The organism is Burkholderia sp. AU45388, assembly GCF_030481585.1.
Lineage (GTDB): Bacteria > Pseudomonadota > Gammaproteobacteria > Burkholderiales > Burkholderiaceae > Burkholderia > Burkholderia sola.
Genome location: NZ_JAUJPV010000013.1, coordinates 1 through 17,245, shown reverse-complemented (window position 1 = coordinate 17,245; position 17,245 = coordinate 1). Strand labels below are relative to the sequence as shown.

General features: G+C 63.4%; 16 protein-coding genes and 2 pseudogenes. 8 read left to right on the top strand and 10 right to left on the bottom strand.

What is annotated here, in order from left to right:
- Positions 1 to 21: 21 nt before the first annotated feature.
- Entirely contained in the window at positions 22 to 1,059 is a 1,038-nt protein-coding gene (locus tag QZM72_RS20570; protein WP_089467376.1) for a sulfate ABC transporter substrate-binding protein, read from the bottom strand.
- A gap of 264 nt (positions 1,060 to 1,323) precedes the next feature.
- On the opposite strand from QZM72_RS20570, the gene lexA reads away from it, so the two are divergent.
- Genes lexA through QZM72_RS20555 form a run of 3 tightly spaced genes read left to right on the top strand, consistent with a single transcriptional unit; the run spans position 1,324 to position 3,081 of the window.
- A complete protein-coding gene (gene lexA, locus QZM72_RS20565) occupies positions 1,324 to 1,971 on the top strand; it encodes a transcriptional repressor LexA (RefSeq protein ID WP_006476077.1) in 648 nt (215 codons plus the stop codon).
- Between the two features lie 25 nt (positions 1,972 to 1,996).
- Positions 1,997 to 2,332: a hypothetical protein gene (locus QZM72_RS20560; RefSeq protein ID WP_069621440.1), complete on the top strand. Its 336-nt coding sequence runs from the start codon at positions 1,997 to 1,999 to the stop codon at positions 2,330 to 2,332.
- Between the two features lie 29 nt (positions 2,333 to 2,361).
- On the top strand, positions 2,362 to 3,081 hold the full coding sequence (locus tag QZM72_RS20555; RefSeq protein WP_089467375.1) for a DUF2939 domain-containing protein: 720 nt from the start codon (positions 2,362 to 2,364) through the stop codon (positions 3,079 to 3,081).
- Between the two features lie 96 nt (positions 3,082 to 3,177).
- On the opposite strand, the gene QZM72_RS20550 is transcribed toward QZM72_RS20555, so the two are convergent.
- Positions 3,178 to 3,675 carry a universal stress protein gene (locus tag QZM72_RS20550; RefSeq protein WP_089467374.1) on the bottom strand — a complete coding sequence of 166 codons (498 nt, stop codon included), beginning with the start codon at positions 3,673 to 3,675 and terminating at the stop codon, positions 3,178 to 3,180.
- Positions 3,676 to 4,007: 332 nt separating this feature from the next.
- Between QZM72_RS20550 and nodI the strand changes: the two genes are divergently transcribed.
- Both nodI and QZM72_RS20540 read left to right on the top strand, forming a co-directional pair.
- Positions 4,008 to 4,922: a nodulation factor ABC transporter ATP-binding protein NodI gene (gene nodI / locus QZM72_RS20545; RefSeq protein ID WP_089467372.1), complete on the top strand. Its 915-nt coding sequence runs from the start codon at positions 4,008 to 4,010 to the stop codon at positions 4,920 to 4,922.
- 6 nt (positions 4,923 to 4,928) lie between these two features.
- The gene (locus tag QZM72_RS20540; protein WP_301739047.1) at positions 4,929 to 5,762 is read left to right on the top strand and encodes an ABC transporter permease; all 834 of its coding nucleotides are present in this window, start codon (positions 4,929 to 4,931) and stop codon (positions 5,760 to 5,762) included.
- Positions 5,763 to 5,799: 37 nt separating this feature from the next.
- Here the strand turns inward: QZM72_RS20540 and QZM72_RS20535 are convergent, their stop codons facing one another.
- The 4 genes from QZM72_RS20535 to QZM72_RS20520 all read right to left on the bottom strand — a co-directional run bounded on the left by QZM72_RS20535 (position 5,800) and on the right by QZM72_RS20520 (position 9,520).
- A complete protein-coding gene (locus QZM72_RS20535; RefSeq protein ID WP_069621435.1) occupies positions 5,800 to 6,222 on the bottom strand; it encodes a hypothetical protein in 423 nt (140 codons plus the stop codon).
- Between the two features lie 94 nt (positions 6,223 to 6,316).
- Complete coding sequence (locus tag QZM72_RS20530) at positions 6,317 to 7,375, bottom strand: permease (RefSeq protein WP_301739046.1); 1,059 nt, start codon at positions 7,373 to 7,375, stop codon at positions 6,317 to 6,319.
- Positions 7,372 to 8,502 (bottom strand): tRNA 2-selenouridine(34) synthase MnmH, encoded by a 1,131-nt coding sequence (mnmH, locus tag QZM72_RS20525; RefSeq protein ID WP_301739045.1) that lies wholly within the window; start codon positions 8,500 to 8,502, stop codon positions 7,372 to 7,374. Before mnmH ends, QZM72_RS20530 begins: the two co-directional genes overlap by 4 nt.
- A 91-nt stretch (positions 8,503 to 8,593) precedes the next feature.
- The gene (locus QZM72_RS20520) at positions 8,594 to 9,520 is read right to left on the bottom strand and encodes a LysR substrate-binding domain-containing protein (protein WP_089467367.1); all 927 of its coding nucleotides are present in this window, start codon (positions 9,518 to 9,520) and stop codon (positions 8,594 to 8,596) included.
- Between the two features lie 163 nt (positions 9,521 to 9,683).
- Here QZM72_RS20520 and QZM72_RS20515 point away from each other — a divergent pair, with 163 nt between their 5' ends.
- The 3 genes and pseudogenes from QZM72_RS20515 (at position 9,684) to QZM72_RS35685 (ending at position 12,820) form a co-directional block, all read left to right on the top strand.
- Positions 9,684 to 11,105, top strand: coding sequence for a M20 family metallopeptidase (locus tag QZM72_RS20515; protein ID WP_301739044.1), 1,422 nt, complete (start codon positions 9,684 to 9,686; stop codon positions 11,103 to 11,105).
- Positions 11,106 to 11,140: 35 nt separating this feature from the next.
- Positions 11,141 to 11,794 (top strand): MFS transporter, encoded by a 654-nt coding sequence (locus tag QZM72_RS20510; RefSeq protein ID WP_301739043.1) that lies wholly within the window; start codon positions 11,141 to 11,143, stop codon positions 11,792 to 11,794.
- Positions 11,727 to 12,820: pseudogene (locus tag QZM72_RS35685) on the top strand (type VI secretion system baseplate subunit TssF). Before QZM72_RS20510 ends, QZM72_RS35685 begins: the two are co-directional and overlap by 68 nt.
- Before the next feature lie 2 nt (positions 12,821 to 12,822).
- Here QZM72_RS35685 and QZM72_RS20495 read toward each other — a convergent pair.
- The 4 genes and pseudogenes from QZM72_RS20495 to QZM72_RS20480 form a co-directional block, all read right to left on the bottom strand.
- Positions 12,823 to 13,076 (bottom strand): annotated as a pseudogene (locus QZM72_RS20495) (PAAR domain-containing protein).
- A gap of 52 nt (positions 13,077 to 13,128) precedes the next feature.
- Positions 13,129 to 13,977 (bottom strand): hypothetical protein, encoded by an 849-nt coding sequence (locus QZM72_RS20490; RefSeq protein WP_144030071.1) that lies wholly within the window; start codon positions 13,975 to 13,977, stop codon positions 13,129 to 13,131.
- Positions 13,901 to 16,906, bottom strand: coding sequence for a glycoside hydrolase family 19 protein (locus tag QZM72_RS20485; protein WP_301739040.1), 3,006 nt, complete (start codon positions 16,904 to 16,906; stop codon positions 13,901 to 13,903). Before QZM72_RS20485 ends, QZM72_RS20490 begins: the two co-directional genes overlap by 77 nt.
- A 33-nt stretch (positions 16,907 to 16,939) precedes the next feature.
- A partial coding sequence (locus QZM72_RS20480) for a hypothetical protein (RefSeq protein WP_301739136.1) occupies positions 16,940 to 17,245 on the bottom strand: 306 nt, incomplete at its 5' end.

Genomic DNA, 17,245 nt, shown 5'->3' with positions numbered 1-17,245 from the left:
GTTATGGTGTGACTGCGTGCGTTATTGCGGCTTGTAGATCGAATCGAACACGCCGCCGTCCGCGAAATGCGTCTTCTGCGCATTGGTCCAGCCGCCGAACGTGTCGTCGACCGTGTACAGCTTCAGCTTCGGGAACTGCTTGGTCAGCTCCGCCGGCACGTTCTTCGACCGCGGCCGATAGTAGTTGCGCGCCGCGATCTCCTGGCCTTGCGGGCTGTACAGGTAGTTCAGGTACGCCTCGGCCAGCTTGCGCGTGCCCTTCTTGTCGACCACCTTGTCGACCACCGCGACGGGCGGCTCGGCCAGGATGCTTACCGACGGCACGACGATCTCGAACTTGTCGGTGCCGAATTCCTTGACCGACAGGAAGGCCTCGTTTTCCCATGCGATCAGCACGTCGCCGATTCCGCGCTGCACGAAGCTCGTCGTCGCGCCCCGCGCGCCCGAATCGAGCACGCCTGCGTTCTTGTAGAGCTTCGTGACGAATGCCTTCGCCGACTGCTCGTTGCCGCCCGGCTTGTGCAGCGCGTACGCCCATGCGGCCAGGTAGTTCCAGCGCGCGCCGCCCGAGGTTTTCGGGTTCGGCGTGACGATCGAGATGCCCGGCCTGGTCAGGTCGTCCCAATCCTTGATTCCCTTCGGATTGCCCTTGCGCACGAGGAACACGATCGTCGACGTGTACGGCGACGCGTTGTCGGGCAGGCGCTTCTGCCAATCCTTGTTCACGAGCCCCTTGTTCGCGAGCGCGTCGATGTCGTAGGCCAGCGCCAGCGTGACGACGTCGGCCTGCAGGCCGTCGAGCACCGAGCGCGCCTGCGCGCCCGACCCGCCGTGCGACTGCTTGAAGTTGACGGTTTCGCCCGTCTTCGCCTTCCACTCCTTGCCGAACGCCTGGTTGAAATCCTGATACAGCTCGCGCGTCGGGTCGTACGACACGTTCAGGAACGTCGTGTCGGCCTGCGCGTGCGTCGCGACGCCCAGCGCCGCCGCCGCGCCCAGCGCGAGTGTTGCGATCAGGCGACCCACTCCGCCCGCCAGCCCCGTATTGCGCTTCGCCATCCTTGGTTCTCCAGTGTTGTCGGTATTGCGATGTCGGGCCAGTCTATCGAACGGGTTACATGATTAAAAATAATCGTTCCTCATTTTTTAATACTCAAAAGTGCTAACGCAGACGGGACGGACGGTTGCGGCGGACAAACCGGCGTCCGGGCGTCGCGAAATCGCGCCGGAACCGGCGCGATCGCGTCGAACCTCAAGTAACACTTGAAATTCCCCAAGTACTGTATAAAAATACAGCTCACTGTCTATCCATACAGTTGAGCCATGACCAAACTCACCGCCCGTCAGCAGCAAGTGTTCGACTTGATCCGTCGCGCGATCGAGCGCTCCGGATTCCCGCCCACCCGTGCCGAGATCGCGGCCGAACTGGGCTTCAGCTCGCCGAATGCCGCCGAGGAGCACCTGCGCGCGCTGGCGCGCAAGGGCGTGATCGAGCTGGCGGCCGGCGCATCGCGCGGCATCCGGCTGCTCGGCATCGACGACGCCCCGCACCAGTTCACGCTGCCGCACGCCGGCCTGATGCAACTGTCGCTGCCGCTCGTCGGCCGCGTCGCGGCCGGTAGCCCGATCCTCGCGCAGGAGCATATCTCGCAGCACTACGCGTGCGATCCCGCGCTGTTCACCAGCAAGCCCGACTACCTGCTGAAGGTGCGCGGCCTGTCGATGCGCGACGCCGGCATTCTCGACGGCGACCTCCTCGCCGTGCAGAAGCGCACGGAAGCGAAGGACGGCCAGATCATCGTCGCGCGTCTCGGCGACGACGTCACGGTCAAGCGCCTGATGCGCCGGCCCGGCGGCCTCGAGCTGATCGCGGAGAACCCGGATTACGAAAACATCTTCGTCAAGGCCGGCAGCGCGGATTTCGCGCTGGAAGGCATCGCCGTCGGGCTGATCCGCTCGGGCGAACTCTGACATTCGGTCTCGCTAGGAGAACATCATGGAACGCCTTTCCCGCCTGCTGCCTTTCCGTCAATTCGGTCGCCTGCGTCATCTGCGCGGCCGCACGCCCTGCGCACCGCTGTCCGCGGCGGCGCCTGTGCAAGAAGAAATCGCAGTCGAACGGCAGGCGTCCCTGCTGCCGTCAGCGCTTCCCGCGTTCGCGCGGGTGTCGCTGAACGCCGGTCTGAATCACGCGGAACCCGCGCGCCGTGCGCCGGTGCGCGTCTATCACGGCCGCTCGCGCCTGATCATGGTGGGCACGATCGATGCCGTGTGCCGGATGATCGATCGCTGCATCGCTGAGGAACGATCGGCCACGCCGGGCGGTCTCTGATTGCGGAATCTTCCCGCACCGGAGGCAACGTGACTGAACCGTCGCGCCGCGCATGGCGAATCAAGCCGCTGCTGATCGTTGCGCTGGTCGTCGCCCTCATTGCGGCGCTCGGCTATGCGTACGCGTCGCCGTATGTCGCGCTCGGTCGCCTGAAATCGGCGATCGATGCGCGCGATGCGCAGGCGATCAGCGAGTATGTCGACTTTCCGTCGCTACGCATCAGCCTGAAGCAGCAGGTCACGGAAGAGTTGATGCGCCGGATCGACGCCGTGAAGAAGAACAATCCGTTCGCGGTGATTGGCGCACTGATCGGGTCCGCGCTGATCGGCCCGCTGGTCGATGCGTACGCGACGCCGGAAGGCGTCGCCGCGTTGATGAGCGGATTGCCGCCGCGCGGCAATCCGGGCGAGCGCCCGCCTGAATGGTCGAGTCAGCCGCCAGCAGGCAATGCGTCCGGCAACGCGCCTGCCGCACCGCCCGCCAATCCGCCGCCGGCAAGTACTGCGGTACCGGGCGGCAACGCGGCTGCTTCGGCGGCATCGTCGCCGGCACCCGCGCCCGCCACACCGGCTAGCCCGAGCGAAACGCCGCAAGCGTCGCGCCAGCAGCAAACCAGCGCGGGCTATCGGAACATCGATGAATTCGTCGTCACGTATCAGCGCAGCGCCGATGGCACGCGCTATGCGGCGATCTTCCACCGCTTCGGGCTGTTCTCGTGGAAATTGTCCGGAATCGACCTGCACGCATAACAAGCTGCGCGTGATGCGCGCATCGCCAATGCAGTGCGACGCCTGACCGGCCCGTATCGCCGGTCAGGCTGTCAGGCGGGTCATCCAGCCTTTAGATCATTGGCTGCTCGCCGTGGCCGCTTCACGTTCGCGCGCGATTTCGGCCTTCTGCTCTTCCGCCGACGAACACGCGACCAGAATGCTGCAGTTCACGCGATCGAGCAGTTGCGTATTGCCCGACCCCATCCACCATCTCGACAATCCGCTGCGGCACCGGTGGCCGACGACGACGAGGTCGACCTTCAGCTCGGACGCGAGATTCGCGATTTCGTCGATCGGGTAACCGAATGCGAAATGGCCTTCGGCCTGGACGCCGCGCTCGCGCAGCCAGTTCACGCCTTCCTGCAGGATTTCGCGCGCGGTTTCCTCGAAGCGGCCGCATGCGACATCGGTCAGCAAACCCGCGCTTTGCGCAATGCTCGAACGCATGTCCACGACCGAAAGCAAGTGCGTTTCGGCCTTCAGATCCATTGCGAGATTGGCGCCGTAACGCAGCGCCTTGCGCCCTTCGAGCGTGCCGTCGTAACACAGCAAAATCTTGTTGTAGCTAGCCATGAAGCCTCCCTATCGCGACAACGAGCCTACGCATTCATCATGGTGCGCCGCAATTCAGGACGCAAGGGATGGAAAACGCTGATTCGCCCCGCGTGGCGCGTGCGCGATGATGCGGTGCACGATCGGTGCGCACTTGCATCGCACCGTGCACGCATGCCCTTGAGCGATGCAGCCGATGCACTAGAATGGCCCCGTTCCACGTCCGGCGCGCCATCTCGCGCCCGCGTCGCATGCTTCGGCCATGCCCATGTGACACGCCTTCGCGCGATCCGTTCGCACATCGGCCCGCGCACCGGCAGCGGAACGCGCCCGCTTACAACGACAACACGCCCATGTCCGTCGCACCGATCGATTTCCGAAACGTCGAAAAGCGCTATGGCGACAAGCTCGTCGTCAATGGCTTGTCCTTCAACGTGAAGGCCGGCGAATGCTATGGCCTGCTCGGGCCGAACGGCGCCGGCAAGACCACGACGCTGAAGATGCTGCTCGGCCTCGCGCATCCCGACGCGGGCACGATTGCGCTGTGCGGCGAACCGGTTCCATCACGCGCGCGACATGCACGCCGGCGCGTCGGCGTCGTTCCGCAGTTCGACAACCTCGACCCCGACTTCACCGTCCGCGAAAACCTGCTCGTGTTCAGCCGCTATTTCGGGATGTCGGCGCAGGCCGCACGCGCGCTCGTGCCGCCGTTGCTCGAATTCGCCAAGCTGGAGAACAAGGCCGACGCGAAGGTCGGCGAGCTGTCTGGCGGCATGAAGCGCCGCCTGACCCTCGCCCGCGCGCTCGTCAACGATCCCGACGTGCTGGTACTCGACGAGCCGACGACGGGCCTCGATCCGCAGGCGCGGCACCTGATGTGGGAACGGCTGCGCTCACTGCTCGCGCGCGGCAAGACGATCCTGATCACCACGCATTTCATGGAAGAAGCCGAGCGCCTGTGCGATCGGCTGTGCGTGATCGAGGAAGGCCGCAAGATCGCCGAAGGCGCGCCGCACGCATTGATCGAATCGGAGATCGGCTGCGACGTGATCGAGATCTACGGGCCCGATCCGGCCGCGCTGCGCGACGAATTGTCGGCGCTCGCGAAGCACACCGAGATCAGCGGCGAGACGCTGTTCTGCTATGTGACCGACCCCGAACCGCTCAGCGCGCGACTCAAGGGCCGCACGGGGTTGCGCTATCTGCATCGCCCGGCCAATCTGGAGGATGTGTTCCTGCGGCTCACGGGCCGCGAGATGCAGGACTGATCGACCATGGACGTTCGCAACTACTCCGCCACCACGCCGTCGGCCCCGCCACGCGAATCACGCTTCGCGATCGCGATGCCGGCGAACGCCAGCAACTGGGTCGCCGTCTGGCGGCGCAACTATCTCGTATGGCGCAAGCTCGCGCTCGCATCGATGTTCGGCAATCTCGCCGATCCGATGATCTATCTGTTCGGGCTGGGTTTCGGGCTCGGCCTGATGCTCGGCCATGTCGACGGCGTGTCGTATATCGCGTTCCTGGCGGCCGGCACGGTCGGCTCGAGCGTGATGATGTCCGCGAGCTTCGAATCGATGTATTCGGGTTTCTCGCGGATGCATGTGCAGCGCACGTGGGAAGCGATCATGCATACGCCGCTCGCGCTCGGCGACATCGTACTCGGCGAGATCGTCTGGGCGGCCAGCAAGGCGATGCTGTCGGGGAGCGCGATCATGCTCGTCGCGGGCGTGCTCGGCTACGCCGAGTTTCCGTCGATGCTCGCGGTGCTGCCCGTGATCGCGCTGGCCGGCCTCGCGTTCGCCAGCCTCGCGATGATCGTCACGGCGCTCGCGCCGTCCTACGATTTCTTCATGTTCTACCAGACGCTCGTGCTGACGCCGATGCTGCTGCTGTCGGGCGTGTTCTTCCCGATCACGCAGTTGCCGCCGCTCGCGCGGCACGCGGCGCAGGCGCTGCCGCTCGCGAATGCGGTGGAGCTGATCCGGCCTGCGATGCTCGGCCGGCCGGCGGCCGACATCGCGTTGCACGTCGCGGTGCTCGCCGGCTACGCGGTCGGCGGGTTCTTGCTGTCCGCGTGGCTGTTCCGGCGGCGGATGATGCGCTGACGGCCGGCGCACCGGGCGCCGGCTTCATGCGACGACGTTACTCGTCGTCATCGCTCCACGGAATTTCGACGTCGGTCAGGAACGCGACGGTCGCGAGCGGGCCGCCTTCCTGGCGGCCGAGCTTGCCGTCCGCGCGATGCCATTCGACGCGGAATTGCGTGCCCGGATCGTCCGCCACCAGATACACCGTGCGCAGTTCTTCCTTGTCGGCTTCGTCCACCGGGCCGTCGAACGACACCAGCATCTTCTGCGGCCACAGGCCGTTGACGGGATCGTAAATGCGATCGCCTTGCGGAATGTCGATGCTGGCCTCGACGCCGATCGTTGCGGAAGCCTCGATGATCATCGTGCCGAGTGCGTGCAGCACGGCAGTCGCCCGCGCGGAATTGGCCTGGCGGATCGCGAGATCGCCGCGCGTCAGCGCCTTTTCGAGTCGAGGATGAATCTTCGGTTGGGTCATGCGTTTTCCTGTTTGCTTCTTGTAAAGGGCGCCACACGCGCGAAGCGGCGGCGCCGGACGAATATCAATGCAGTTATCGCACCGGGCCTGCGCATCAGAACCCGAACGCGATCGCGAGCAAGCCGCTCGCGATCCCGAATACGACGACGAGCGTCGCGACGATCGCCAGCATGTAAGGCTTGAACGAACGCGCGAGCATCGCGAGCGACGGCACGCTGATCGGCGGCAGCGTCATCAGCAGCGCGGCGGCCGGACCGACGCCCATGCCGAGCGACAGCATCGCCTGGATGATCGGCACCTCGCCGGCCGTCGGAATCACGAACAGCATGCCCGCGACCGCGAACGCGACGATCCAGCCGAGGTGATTGCCGATGTCCGGGCCGATGTGCGGGAACAGCCACGCGCGCGCGGCGCCGAGCAGCAGCACGAGCACGATGTATTCGGGCACGAGCCGCACGGCCATGCGCGCGAGCAGTTTCATCCAGCGGACGAACGGATTGCCGGCCGCGGCCTGTTCGGCCGCCAGCGCGGCGAGCTGTGCATCGTCGATGCTGCGGTCTTCGGGGCGTGCGATACGGTTCAGCAGATAGCCGATCCCGAACACCATCGCGACGCCCAGCACGACGCGCAGCGCGCTCCAGTGCCAGCCGAGCACGAAACCCATGAATACCAGCGCGGCCGGATTCAGCACCGTGTTGCCGAGCCAGAACGCGACCGCGCCGCCCGGCGACGCATGGCGCGCACGCAAGCCCGCGACGACCGGCGCCGCGCAGCACGTGCACATCATCCCGGGCAGCGACAGCAACCCGCCCGCGGCGACGCTGCCGAAGCCCGTGCGGCCGAGCACGCGCGCCACCCAGTGCGCGGGCAGCAGCGCCTGCACGGCCGAGCCGAGCAGCAGGCCGAGCACCATCGCCTGCCAGATCGCCTTGCCGTATGCCCATGCGTAGTCGAGCGCCGCCTTCAGCGACGGCTCGGGCGCCGCCGCCGACGTGCCCATCAGGATCGACTGGCCGATCGAATGGTGCTCGGCGGCGACGAATGCCTTGTTGTAGTACGGGAACCATTTCACGTAGAACAATCCCGCGACCGCGATCAGCAGGAAGGTCATCCAGCCGAGGGCCGGGTTGGGTTGGGTGCGTGTGGTCGTCATCGTGTGGTGATCGTCGATTGGTTTTTGTGGGTTTCGGATGTCGTGCCGGCGGCAAGCGCGGCCGATGCGGGCAATCCGGCTTGCGCGAGTTCGGCCAGCAGCGTGCGGGCCTGGTCGCGCACGTCGGCCGCGTTGGGCCGGAACGTGAACGTCAGCGCCCGGTTCGGCTTGTCGTATGTCGCGCGATACGTGCGTGCGTAGGCGGGATCGTAATGTCTGTCGATCAGTTCGGTGAACAAATCGGCCCGCGCGCCGGCATCGACCAGCGCCTGCCAGCGCATCACCTCTTCGCGGCTGTGCAGGCCGATCAGCCGATGAAGCTGCGCCTTGAACGCGGCCGGTTCGTCGAACAGGTGCGCGTAATCGTCGAGCAGGAACGCGATCCGTTCGTCGTGCGCCGCCTCGACCTGCACCCACGGCCCCGCGTGAAACGCTTCGATCAGCGCTACCGGCAACTGCACAAGCCCGATCCTGCGGCTTTCCGACTCGACGAATACCGGCCATTGAGGGTCGAAACGTCCGAGCGTCTCGACGAGCCCCGAGTCGAAGCCCTTCTGCGCCGGCTGCGGCTTGCCCGGCAGCGCGCCGAGCAACGAGCCGCGATGGCATGCGAGCGCCTCGAGATCGAGCGTCTGCGCGCCCGCGTCGCGCAGTGCGTTCAGCAGGCGCGTCTTGCCGCAGCCCGTATGGCCGACCAGCGCGATGTAACGAAAGCGCGTCGGCAGCGAATCGAGGGTCGCGCACACCGAGCGGCGGTATGCCTTGTAGCCGCCGTCGAGCTGACGCGCCTTCCAGCCGATCAGGTTGAACCAGGTCGTCATCGAGCCCGAACGCTTGCCGCCGCGCCAGCAGTAGATCAGCGGCCGCCAGTTGCGCGGCCGGTCGGCGAACGTCGTGTCGAGATGGCGCGCGATGTTGCGGGCCACCATTGCCGCCCCGACGCGCGTCGCCTCGTATGGCGACACCTGCCGGTACATCGTGCCGACGAGCACGCGCTCCTCGTTGCTGAGCACGGGCGCGTTCAGCGCGCCGGGGAGATGGTCCTCGGCGAACTCGAGCGGCGTGCGCACGTCGATGATCTCGTCGAACTCGCCGGCGCGATCGAGGGTAACAATCAGGTTCTTCAATTTGGCGTCGAACAGGAGCGATGCGGCTCGGGGAGCCGCATGGGCACGGAAGGCGGATTGACGATTATCTCACGGGCCGGCGTCCCGGGCCTCATGCGGCAGTCGGCGACGACGACGCGGCCTGCATCGCGTCGATCAGATGGTCGCGGAACGCACGCACCGACGCGGGCAGATCGCGGCCCGCCATCGTCTGCACCTGGATGCTGCGTTCGCGCAGTTGCGGGTTGGTCACGGGCACGACGACGAAGCCGTCCGCATCGGCGCGATCGCGCACCGACAACAGCCCCGTGAACATCACCGCGCCCGTGCGGCGCGCGTAGCCGTACATCGCCGCGGTGTTGTTGCTCGTCAGTTCGGGCTCGAGCAGCAGCCCGTCGAGCGCGCACGCGATGTCGATCAGCTGGCGCACCGTCGTGCCGGCCTCGGGCAGCACGTGCGCGTGCCGCGCGACATCGGCGAGCGACACCGCGTCGCGCGCGGCGAGCGGATGATCGTGCCGGACCAGCGCAAAGACCGGCGCGCGCTCGGTGTGGTCGACACGCACGCCCTTCTCCGGCGCGAGGCTGAACGTCAATGCGACGTCCGCATCGCCGTCGCGCACGCGTCGGGTCGCGTCCGCCGGCGACACGACCCATACGGTGAAATCGACGCCCGGATGGCGTGCCTTGAAGCTCGCGAGCACGCCGGGCAGGAAATCGATCGCGAACCCTTCCGAGCACGCGATCTTCAGCAGGCTGCCGTGCAGCGCTTCGAGCCCGCCGATGTCCTTCATCACGTGCTCGGCCTCCAGCAGGCTGCGCTGCGCGAACGCCAGCAGCCGCTCTCCCGCCTCCGACAACGCCATCCCGCGCGGCCGCCGCTCGAACAACGGCGCGCCGAGCTCGCTTTCCAGCTTGGCGATCTGGCGGCTGATCGCCGATACGGCCACGTGCAGCCGCGCGGACGCGTCGCTGATCGAGCCGGTGCGCGCCACCTCGACGAAATACCGCAACGCCAGGCCATGCAGGAAAGCCGCCATCGTTCTGTCTCCGTGCCGCATCCGGCCGCGCTGCTTTGCCTTTTTGGCAAAGAAAGGTTCGAAATTCGATCATTGTGACAAAAAAACCGGCTTTCTAGAATCGATCGCACTTCCCGCTGCCTGCGCGGCCCGCGCACGGCGAACCCGACCGAGGAGACACGATTTGAGCCGTACCGCCGCCATCCAGCACGCGCTGAACCAATTCGAATCCGGCGCGTTCTTCACGACCCTGAGCCGCCGCGTCGGCCTGCGCACCGAAAGCCAGGAAAGCGGCAGCGAAGCCGCGCTGCGCGCCTACCTGACCGACGAGATCGCGCCCGAGGCCGCCCGCCTCGGTTTCACGTCGCGGATCGTCGACAACCCCGTGGACGGCGGCGGCCCGTTCCTGCTCGCGTCGCGCCACGAAGACGACGCGCTGCCGACCGTGCTGATCTACGGCCACGGCGACGTCGTGCGCGGCTACGACGCGCAATGGCGCGCGCCGCTGTCGCCGTGGACGCTGACGGCCGACGGCGACCGCTGGTATGGCCGCGGCAGCGCCGACAACAAGGGCCAGCACACGATCAACCTGGCCGCGCTGGCGAGCGTGCTGGATGCGCGCGGCGGCCGGCTCGGCTTCAACGCGAAGCTGCTGATCGAGATGGGCGAGGAAACCGGGTCGCCGGGCCTCGGCGCGCTGTGCCGCCAGGAGCGCGACGCGCTCGCGGCCGACGTGCTGATCGCGTCCGACGGCCCGCGCATCGCCGCCGCGCGGCCGACGGTCTTCCTCGGCTCGCGCGGCGCGGTCAACTTCAAGCTGAGCCTGCGCGCCCGCGACGGTGCGCATCACTCCGGCAACTGGGGCGGACTGCTGCGCAATCCGGCGATCGTGCTCGCACATGCGCTCGCGAGCCTCGTCGACGCTCGCGGCGCGATTCGCGTCGCGGGGCTGCGCCCGCCGCCGATCCCGGCCGCGGTGCGCGACGCGCTGGCCGATCTTTCGGTCGGCGGCGGCCCCGGCGACCCGGCGCTCGACGCCGACTGGGGCGAGCCCGGGCTGTCCGCGGCCGAGCGCGTGTTCGGCTGGAACACGCTCGAGATCCTCGCGTTCAAGGCCGGCAATCCGGAGCACCCCGTCAACGCGATCCCGCCGGCCGCGTATGCGCACTGCCAGCTGCGCTTCGTCGTCGGCACCGACTGGGAAGCACTGCAGGCGCACCTGCGTGCGCACCTCGATGCGCACGGCTTCGCCGACGTCGAGATCGACGTCGAGCGCGGCGCACCGGCGACGCGCGTGCCGCCGGACGATCCGTGGGTCCGCTGGGCCGTCGCGTCGCTCGCGCGCACCACCGGCAAGAAGCCGGCGATCCTGCCGAATCTCGGCGGCACGCTGCCGAACGAGGTGTTTGCCGACACGCTCGGGCTGCCGACGCTGTGGGTGCCGCACTCGTACCCGGCGTGCTCGCAGCACGCGCCCGACGAGCATCTGCTCGCAAGCGTCGTCAGCGAGGGGCTGCAGATGATGGCCGGCCTCTTCTGGGATCTCGGCGACGACGCGCCGCCCGTTCGCCGCGCGGCATCCGCCGCGGCCGGCGCCACCCTGTAACGCGCTTCGCCCCTTTCACGGGATCTGCACACACGATGAATACGACCACCCTCACCGCGCAGGACGCCGCGCACCCGAGCGCCGCGAAAATCCGGCGCATCATTTTCGCGGCGTCGATCGGCAACGCGCTCGAATGGTTCGACCTGATCGTCTACGGCTTCTTCGCGGTCACGATCGCCAAGCTGTTCTTCCCGGCCACGAGCGAAGCGACGTCGCTGATGCTGACGCTCGGCACGTTCGGGCTGTCCTACCTGATCCGGCCGATCGGCGGCTTCGTGCTCGGCGCGTACGCCGACCGCGCGGGCCGCAAGGCGTCGCTGCTATTGTCGATCGCGATGATGATGGTCGGCACGCTGCTGATCGCGCTGATGCCGACCTACGCATCGATAGGCATGTTCGCGCCGCTCGGCATCATGTTGTCGCGGCTGATGCAGGGCTTTTCCGCGGGCGGCGAATTCGCGAGTTCGACCGCATTCCTCGTCGAACACGCGCCGCAGCGGCGCGGCTTCATGTCGAGCTGGCAGTTCGCGAGCCAGGGCCTCGCGACGTTGCTCGCGTCGGGCTTCGGCGCGCTGCTGACGGCCACGCTGACCTCCGCCCAACTCGAAAGCTGGGGCTGGCATGCTGTTGCCGCCGTCCCGAACCTCGCCGCTGGTTCAACCGTTGCTCGAATACGTCGGGTTTCCTGACAAGTTCGATTTCGTCGATATTCAATTGCGCCGATGTCTTGAACCCGGCCAAATGAACCGCGCGCGGCGCGTAACGCTGCATTTGGCGATCGAAGGCGTGCATGCCGATTCGCGCATCGCGCAGGCGCTTGCACCGTTATCGGTGGACAACATCGGCTTGTTCTGTACGCCAATCGTCAACCTGTTTGAACACGCGGGCGTCAAGTCATCGCGCGGCGAAATCGTTGCGGAATATCCGCTCGTGCCGAAGCCGAACCGCCCGGACATGCGCGGCATCTATTCGATTGACGCGGTTCGTGATCCAACAGACGGGACGGTCATTGCACCACTGAACGCATGGGGCGTCGGAAAGGGCGAACGATTTTGGCTCGCGCGTCACGATCCCTATGCGGCAACCCATCATCCCGGACGTGAAACGTCGCTGGTCCTGCTGCGCGCCGACGGCACGGCGGCGACGAAGATGCCGCTGCAATTGGCCGTCGACCTCACGTGCACCAATCGCGATTGGCCGTCGCGGATGCGAATCGGCTCGCCCAAGGGCGATTTAAGAACGAAAACGACCAAGTACCTTGCAAAATTACGCTGCTGAAACAGCGGACGCCGATTTACAGCGCGTCCCGCGAGTCGGCCGCGCAGTGGCGCGTGATCGCGTTGACGACGGCCAACCTGACGCAGTTGACGCGTGAGGGGTGGCCCGACTTCGTGAAGCTCATGCGCCAGCTTGCTCCGAATGATCGACGGGCCGAACACGTCGGGGCACTTTCGTTCGTCAAGCGAAACGTCGTCGAGCGACTACTGGCGATCAAGCCGCATTCGGCCCTTGTGAGAGGCTTCGAAATCGTGATGGCGGCAGACGAAAGCGCATTCGTTGAAAACAGCATGGGAACGTTGATCCATCTGCTCGATGGGTACCTGTCGCGCTACGCGCCCGCCAACGGTTTCACGCAGCTCGTCGTGCTGTCGAAGAACGACGGCTCCGTGATCGTTCGCTGTCCACTGCGACCGGGCCTCGCGCCGCTGTTGTAGCGTTACACGAGGCTCGAAATCAGGTGACAGCCGCACGTAGCGCGATGGCCGTGCCGCGCAATCGGGATGCCGTTGTCCTTCATCGAGTCGTCGCCTTCCTCTATGACATTCGGCGACACGCCGGATGCTGCGGACACGACACCCGGTCGCCTTTGCGCGCGACGTAGCGGCCATCGAATTTCATAGTCGATGAACCCGTTTCGACTTTGCCGCCATGGTCGGTATCGTCGCCAACTCGAATAATATTGATCGACATATTTTTGCACTCAATCCAGATAAGATTGGCAACAACCCAAAAATCACACTCTCTATTGCGACGCGACATCAAGGGATGTACACATTAACCACATATCCAGCGGCGCTTTTCCCGACGAGTAGTTGACCCGACACCACCCTGCAGAAACATCTTCAACAACAGCGCGATCCCCTTTTATCAAGTATTTGTGAGTTTTATTTTTTATGCTCGAATCATCAAAAAGATAGCTTTTTTTATTGACGACAACCGGGATTTTCTTTCCATTGCTCATCAATGAAGAAAATTGGGAATCAATCGCGCGCAAAACATCATTCCTTGATTGGTATGGAAATTTATAAATTATATTTCGCCCATCCGACAACCAACTATAGTCCGCCCCAAACCATTCGGATGCCCGCTCGTCGCGGCGAAGTTTTTTGTCAACCAAATCAAAAACAGAAACGGAATAAAATTTTCCAGACGAATTCGGCTCAACAAGCGAGCTTCGAACATTCATGGAGTGGATTACAAAAATATTCTCTGTGTGGCCGCGATCGATGCTTGACGAAAACGCGTCTACAATTTTTCCGGGCGTATCATCGTAAAGAAGACCTCGTCCTTCCGCTTTGACCGGGACACCCCCATTTGCAATATAGTACAAAGAAATTGCGTCAGCGCCAATTGATTCTTTAGTCTTTGAGTCTAGTACAGGCTCCTGAATAAAGCAAATACTCCCGCTTCCTATATTCAGCGGCGGATAATTTTGCTGACCGCGAATATCCGCACATGTACTCTCTGCACATGCCGAGCCACAAATAATAATAGTAGCCAGCGCAATAATACTTTTAATCATCAGTGCACCCGGATGAAAAATCTTTATTAAATTCAAGGGAAATTTCCCTATGATACTGCTGTCGCTCATCGAGCGCCTTATAGCCCGAATTAATTGGCTTGGTAACACTCCTGACTCCTTCGTCACCTCTGGTAGCTGGATCGTCCGCAATCGCACCGATCCCTGTACTATGCCAATACCATAGACTACTTTCTATAATAACGCGATTATTTGCTTCCACAAGTTCAGGCTGACTGTCTACAGGATAGCCAATTGCCTTTGCGCACCGTTGGTAGGTTTCATAGAAAGTCAACTGCAACAGACCCCTACCGCGAAAATCTTTTCCCGGCTGATCATTCGTCCCAAAGCAATGCTCAGCATAGGCTGCATCATTTGCAACCAAGTGATCTTGAATCCATTTTATTTTCTCATCCTGAGAAGAAAACTTCATATTCTTTCTCGCAAACCCCTTATCAATTGCCGTCGGGGCCATTCTATATAAACTCTTCCCAGTATAGCTCTGATAATTAAGAGATTCGCGAAATGAGGTAAAGCGAGTCGTCTCCACCTTAGCTTGAGCCAATAAGTGCTTTATCTGTCTGCAACTATTGACCCCATAATTTTTAAACAAATCGGTTGATGCGAGAATCAATTCATCAACAAAATCACTCTTGGCCGCTGGCGCAATTTTTCTTAAAAAATCCTTGGTTAACGTGATAACTGCGCCACATTTCTTGCATACGAGATTTTTCCCTGCAAAATTCCCGATCAACCCAATCGGATGAAGGTGCCACGGCGAAAGGTCCGCGGGGAAGCCGTCGACGCCCTTGATTTGGTCCCACCACTGAAGCTTCGCGAGCCGATCAAGTTCCGTCTTCCACACCTCGGTCTGCTGCTGCATGAGCGGGATAAGTTCTTCCCACTTGCTCAGACCGCCGCCCCATTCGGTTTCGTTGCGCACCACAAGATGCGACACCGCTTCGGCCATCCATTGCGTTTCCAGTGCGTGTTTCAGTTCTTGCGCCGTCACCTTCCCGCCGTGGTCCGTATCGATCGCCTGTTCAATCTTCGTGATGAGTTCGCCAGCGTTGACCTTCACCGCTTCCACTGCAAACTCAGTGCCTTCCTCGTCCGGCAAATACTGCTCAGTCGTATGGATATGGCGTTTGAACATGTCGGCCGGGCTGACGCCGCCGTTGTCCACCAATTCGAAACCCGGCCATTCCCACGGACTACGAAGCTGTACGTGAGGGTGATCGGTATCGCACACCCAGCCAGTCAGGCCGGACCCGTCCTTCGAGCCAACCGTGACGTTCCACCAATGATGGCCCTTGTCGTCGACCGCGACATTGCCCTCACCGAGCTTGTCGAGTTCAGTACGGCGCAACACGTTCCTGAAATCTGCGCCCGGTCCGCTTGCCTTGGAAACGTCCAGCGGAAAATTCTGCCATCCCGCTACGTTCGCCGTGCTGATCGTGTTCGCCAGACTGCTTTCGACCCACAGCGGGTTGCCGACGGGCACTAACTTTTGTTGGGCCTTCTGTTTGCCTTTCGCGGGCACATTCGTCACGCTATTGGGCTGCACCTTGATCCAGTGCGAACCCTTTGCATCACCTATTGGCACGAGCTTCAACCCGGATTGGGTCAGTTTCTGGTCCGGTGCGGGAATTTCGCTGACCAGCTTCGCCCCCGGTTCGATTTCCAGAAGCGGTTTGTTTTTCTCGTTCAGTTCTTTCGCACGCGCACGGCTTCGATCGATGAAGTCCTTCAGGTCCGGCCCCGCGAACACTTCGAGATGCAGCATCGGGTAGTTCGGCTTCGGTGGTATCGGACTGGCCTTCATCGGCCATTGATACTGGCCGACGTGGGCGACGACTTCGCCCGCCTTGACGTGCTGCGGCTCCTTCAGGATCACGACCGTATCAAGCGGCTGCGGGTCGACTACGGCGTCCAGTTCCCCCTTGAACACGTAACTCCACTGCGCTTGGGGGGACACCGGCTTACCGACTTCGGCAGACAGAACCGTGCCCGATTTGATCGATTTGATCTTGATCCAGTCCGGGTGGGCCGGGTCGCCTTCGCCCGCAATGATTTCGGCCCCTGTCGGCAACACGCCGATAATCTTGCTCCTGCCGTTCGGCAATTCCCGAATGTTCAATCCCGTCTCGGGCGGCGGCAGAACGACATCCTGATCGGTATCGGCAGGCGGCGGCGCGCTCTCGTTCGTATTGTTGATCGGCAGATCGTCGGCCCCATCGGTGCGCTTCGCGGGCGGCACGGGCGCTTTCGGCTTCGGGATAGCTTGCTTGTCCTTCGCCTTGTTGCCGACCCGATAGTAGCGGTCACCTTCCCAATACGACATCGGCGCGGGAAGCGCCGGATCGGGCTTCGGGTTCGATTTGGCCTGTTCGATGGCCTTCTGGTAGCTGGCCCAATCCATCGTGTGCATGTACAGGCTGAAGAACACGAGCGGCTTGTCGTTCGCCGGTTTGCTGTCGGATGGCGCGGGAGCCCCCGGAGCGGACGCGGGTGCAGGCGCAGCGGTGGTCGATGCGGGCGCGGGTGCCGACGCAGGAGCCGCCGCCGGTTTCGCGGGTTCCTTCGGGGCCGGTTTCGGCGGCAGTTTCAGTTCATGCCGGACCAGTACAAAGCCGGTCGAAAAGTGCGCCAGACTGTTGTCCGGGTACTTCGTTTCCTCGTATTTCGTGTTCAGCCGGTACGCGACGATCTTGCCGTCTGCAATCGCATGCACGCCGCTGTCCAACTTGAGCATTTGCGCACTGCCGTCGTCGAAGTGCACGCCCCCATGCCACATGCCGCTGACGCCCAACGGATAAAAGCCGGTCGCGGACTTCGCCAGCGCCTTGAAATACGTCATCGGGTCGGCCGCGTCGCTCTTGTCTGCGGGCGTGAACGGGTAGGCCCAACTCAGCGGCGTATCGACCGGCTCGGCAGGTTTGGCGGCCGGGTGCGGCGCGGCCGCCGGATGGTGCTTCTTCTTATGGGTCGTTTTGGTCATGATTCCCGACTCGGATTCGGTTTTCAGGATTTCTTATGGTGAAACGATACCGGCTGCGCGATTCAACCGGAGAACAGCGCGGAACGCCCGCCGTCGACCGATACCGGCGACGAATGCAGCGGGTTTTTCAGCGTACCGCTTGCCGCGCCGGCCTTTTCCCAATTGAGCCTCGCCCATGTCGCGATCCGACCACGTATGCGACCCCGTGTATCCGTACTGCTCGCCCAGCCCCGGCACATCGTCAAGATCGAACGCGGGCATCGTGACGTGCTTCGAAAGGTCCGGACGCTTGTAGTCGAATGTGCCCGTATCGAGTTCGGCCGACTGAATTTCTTGCGA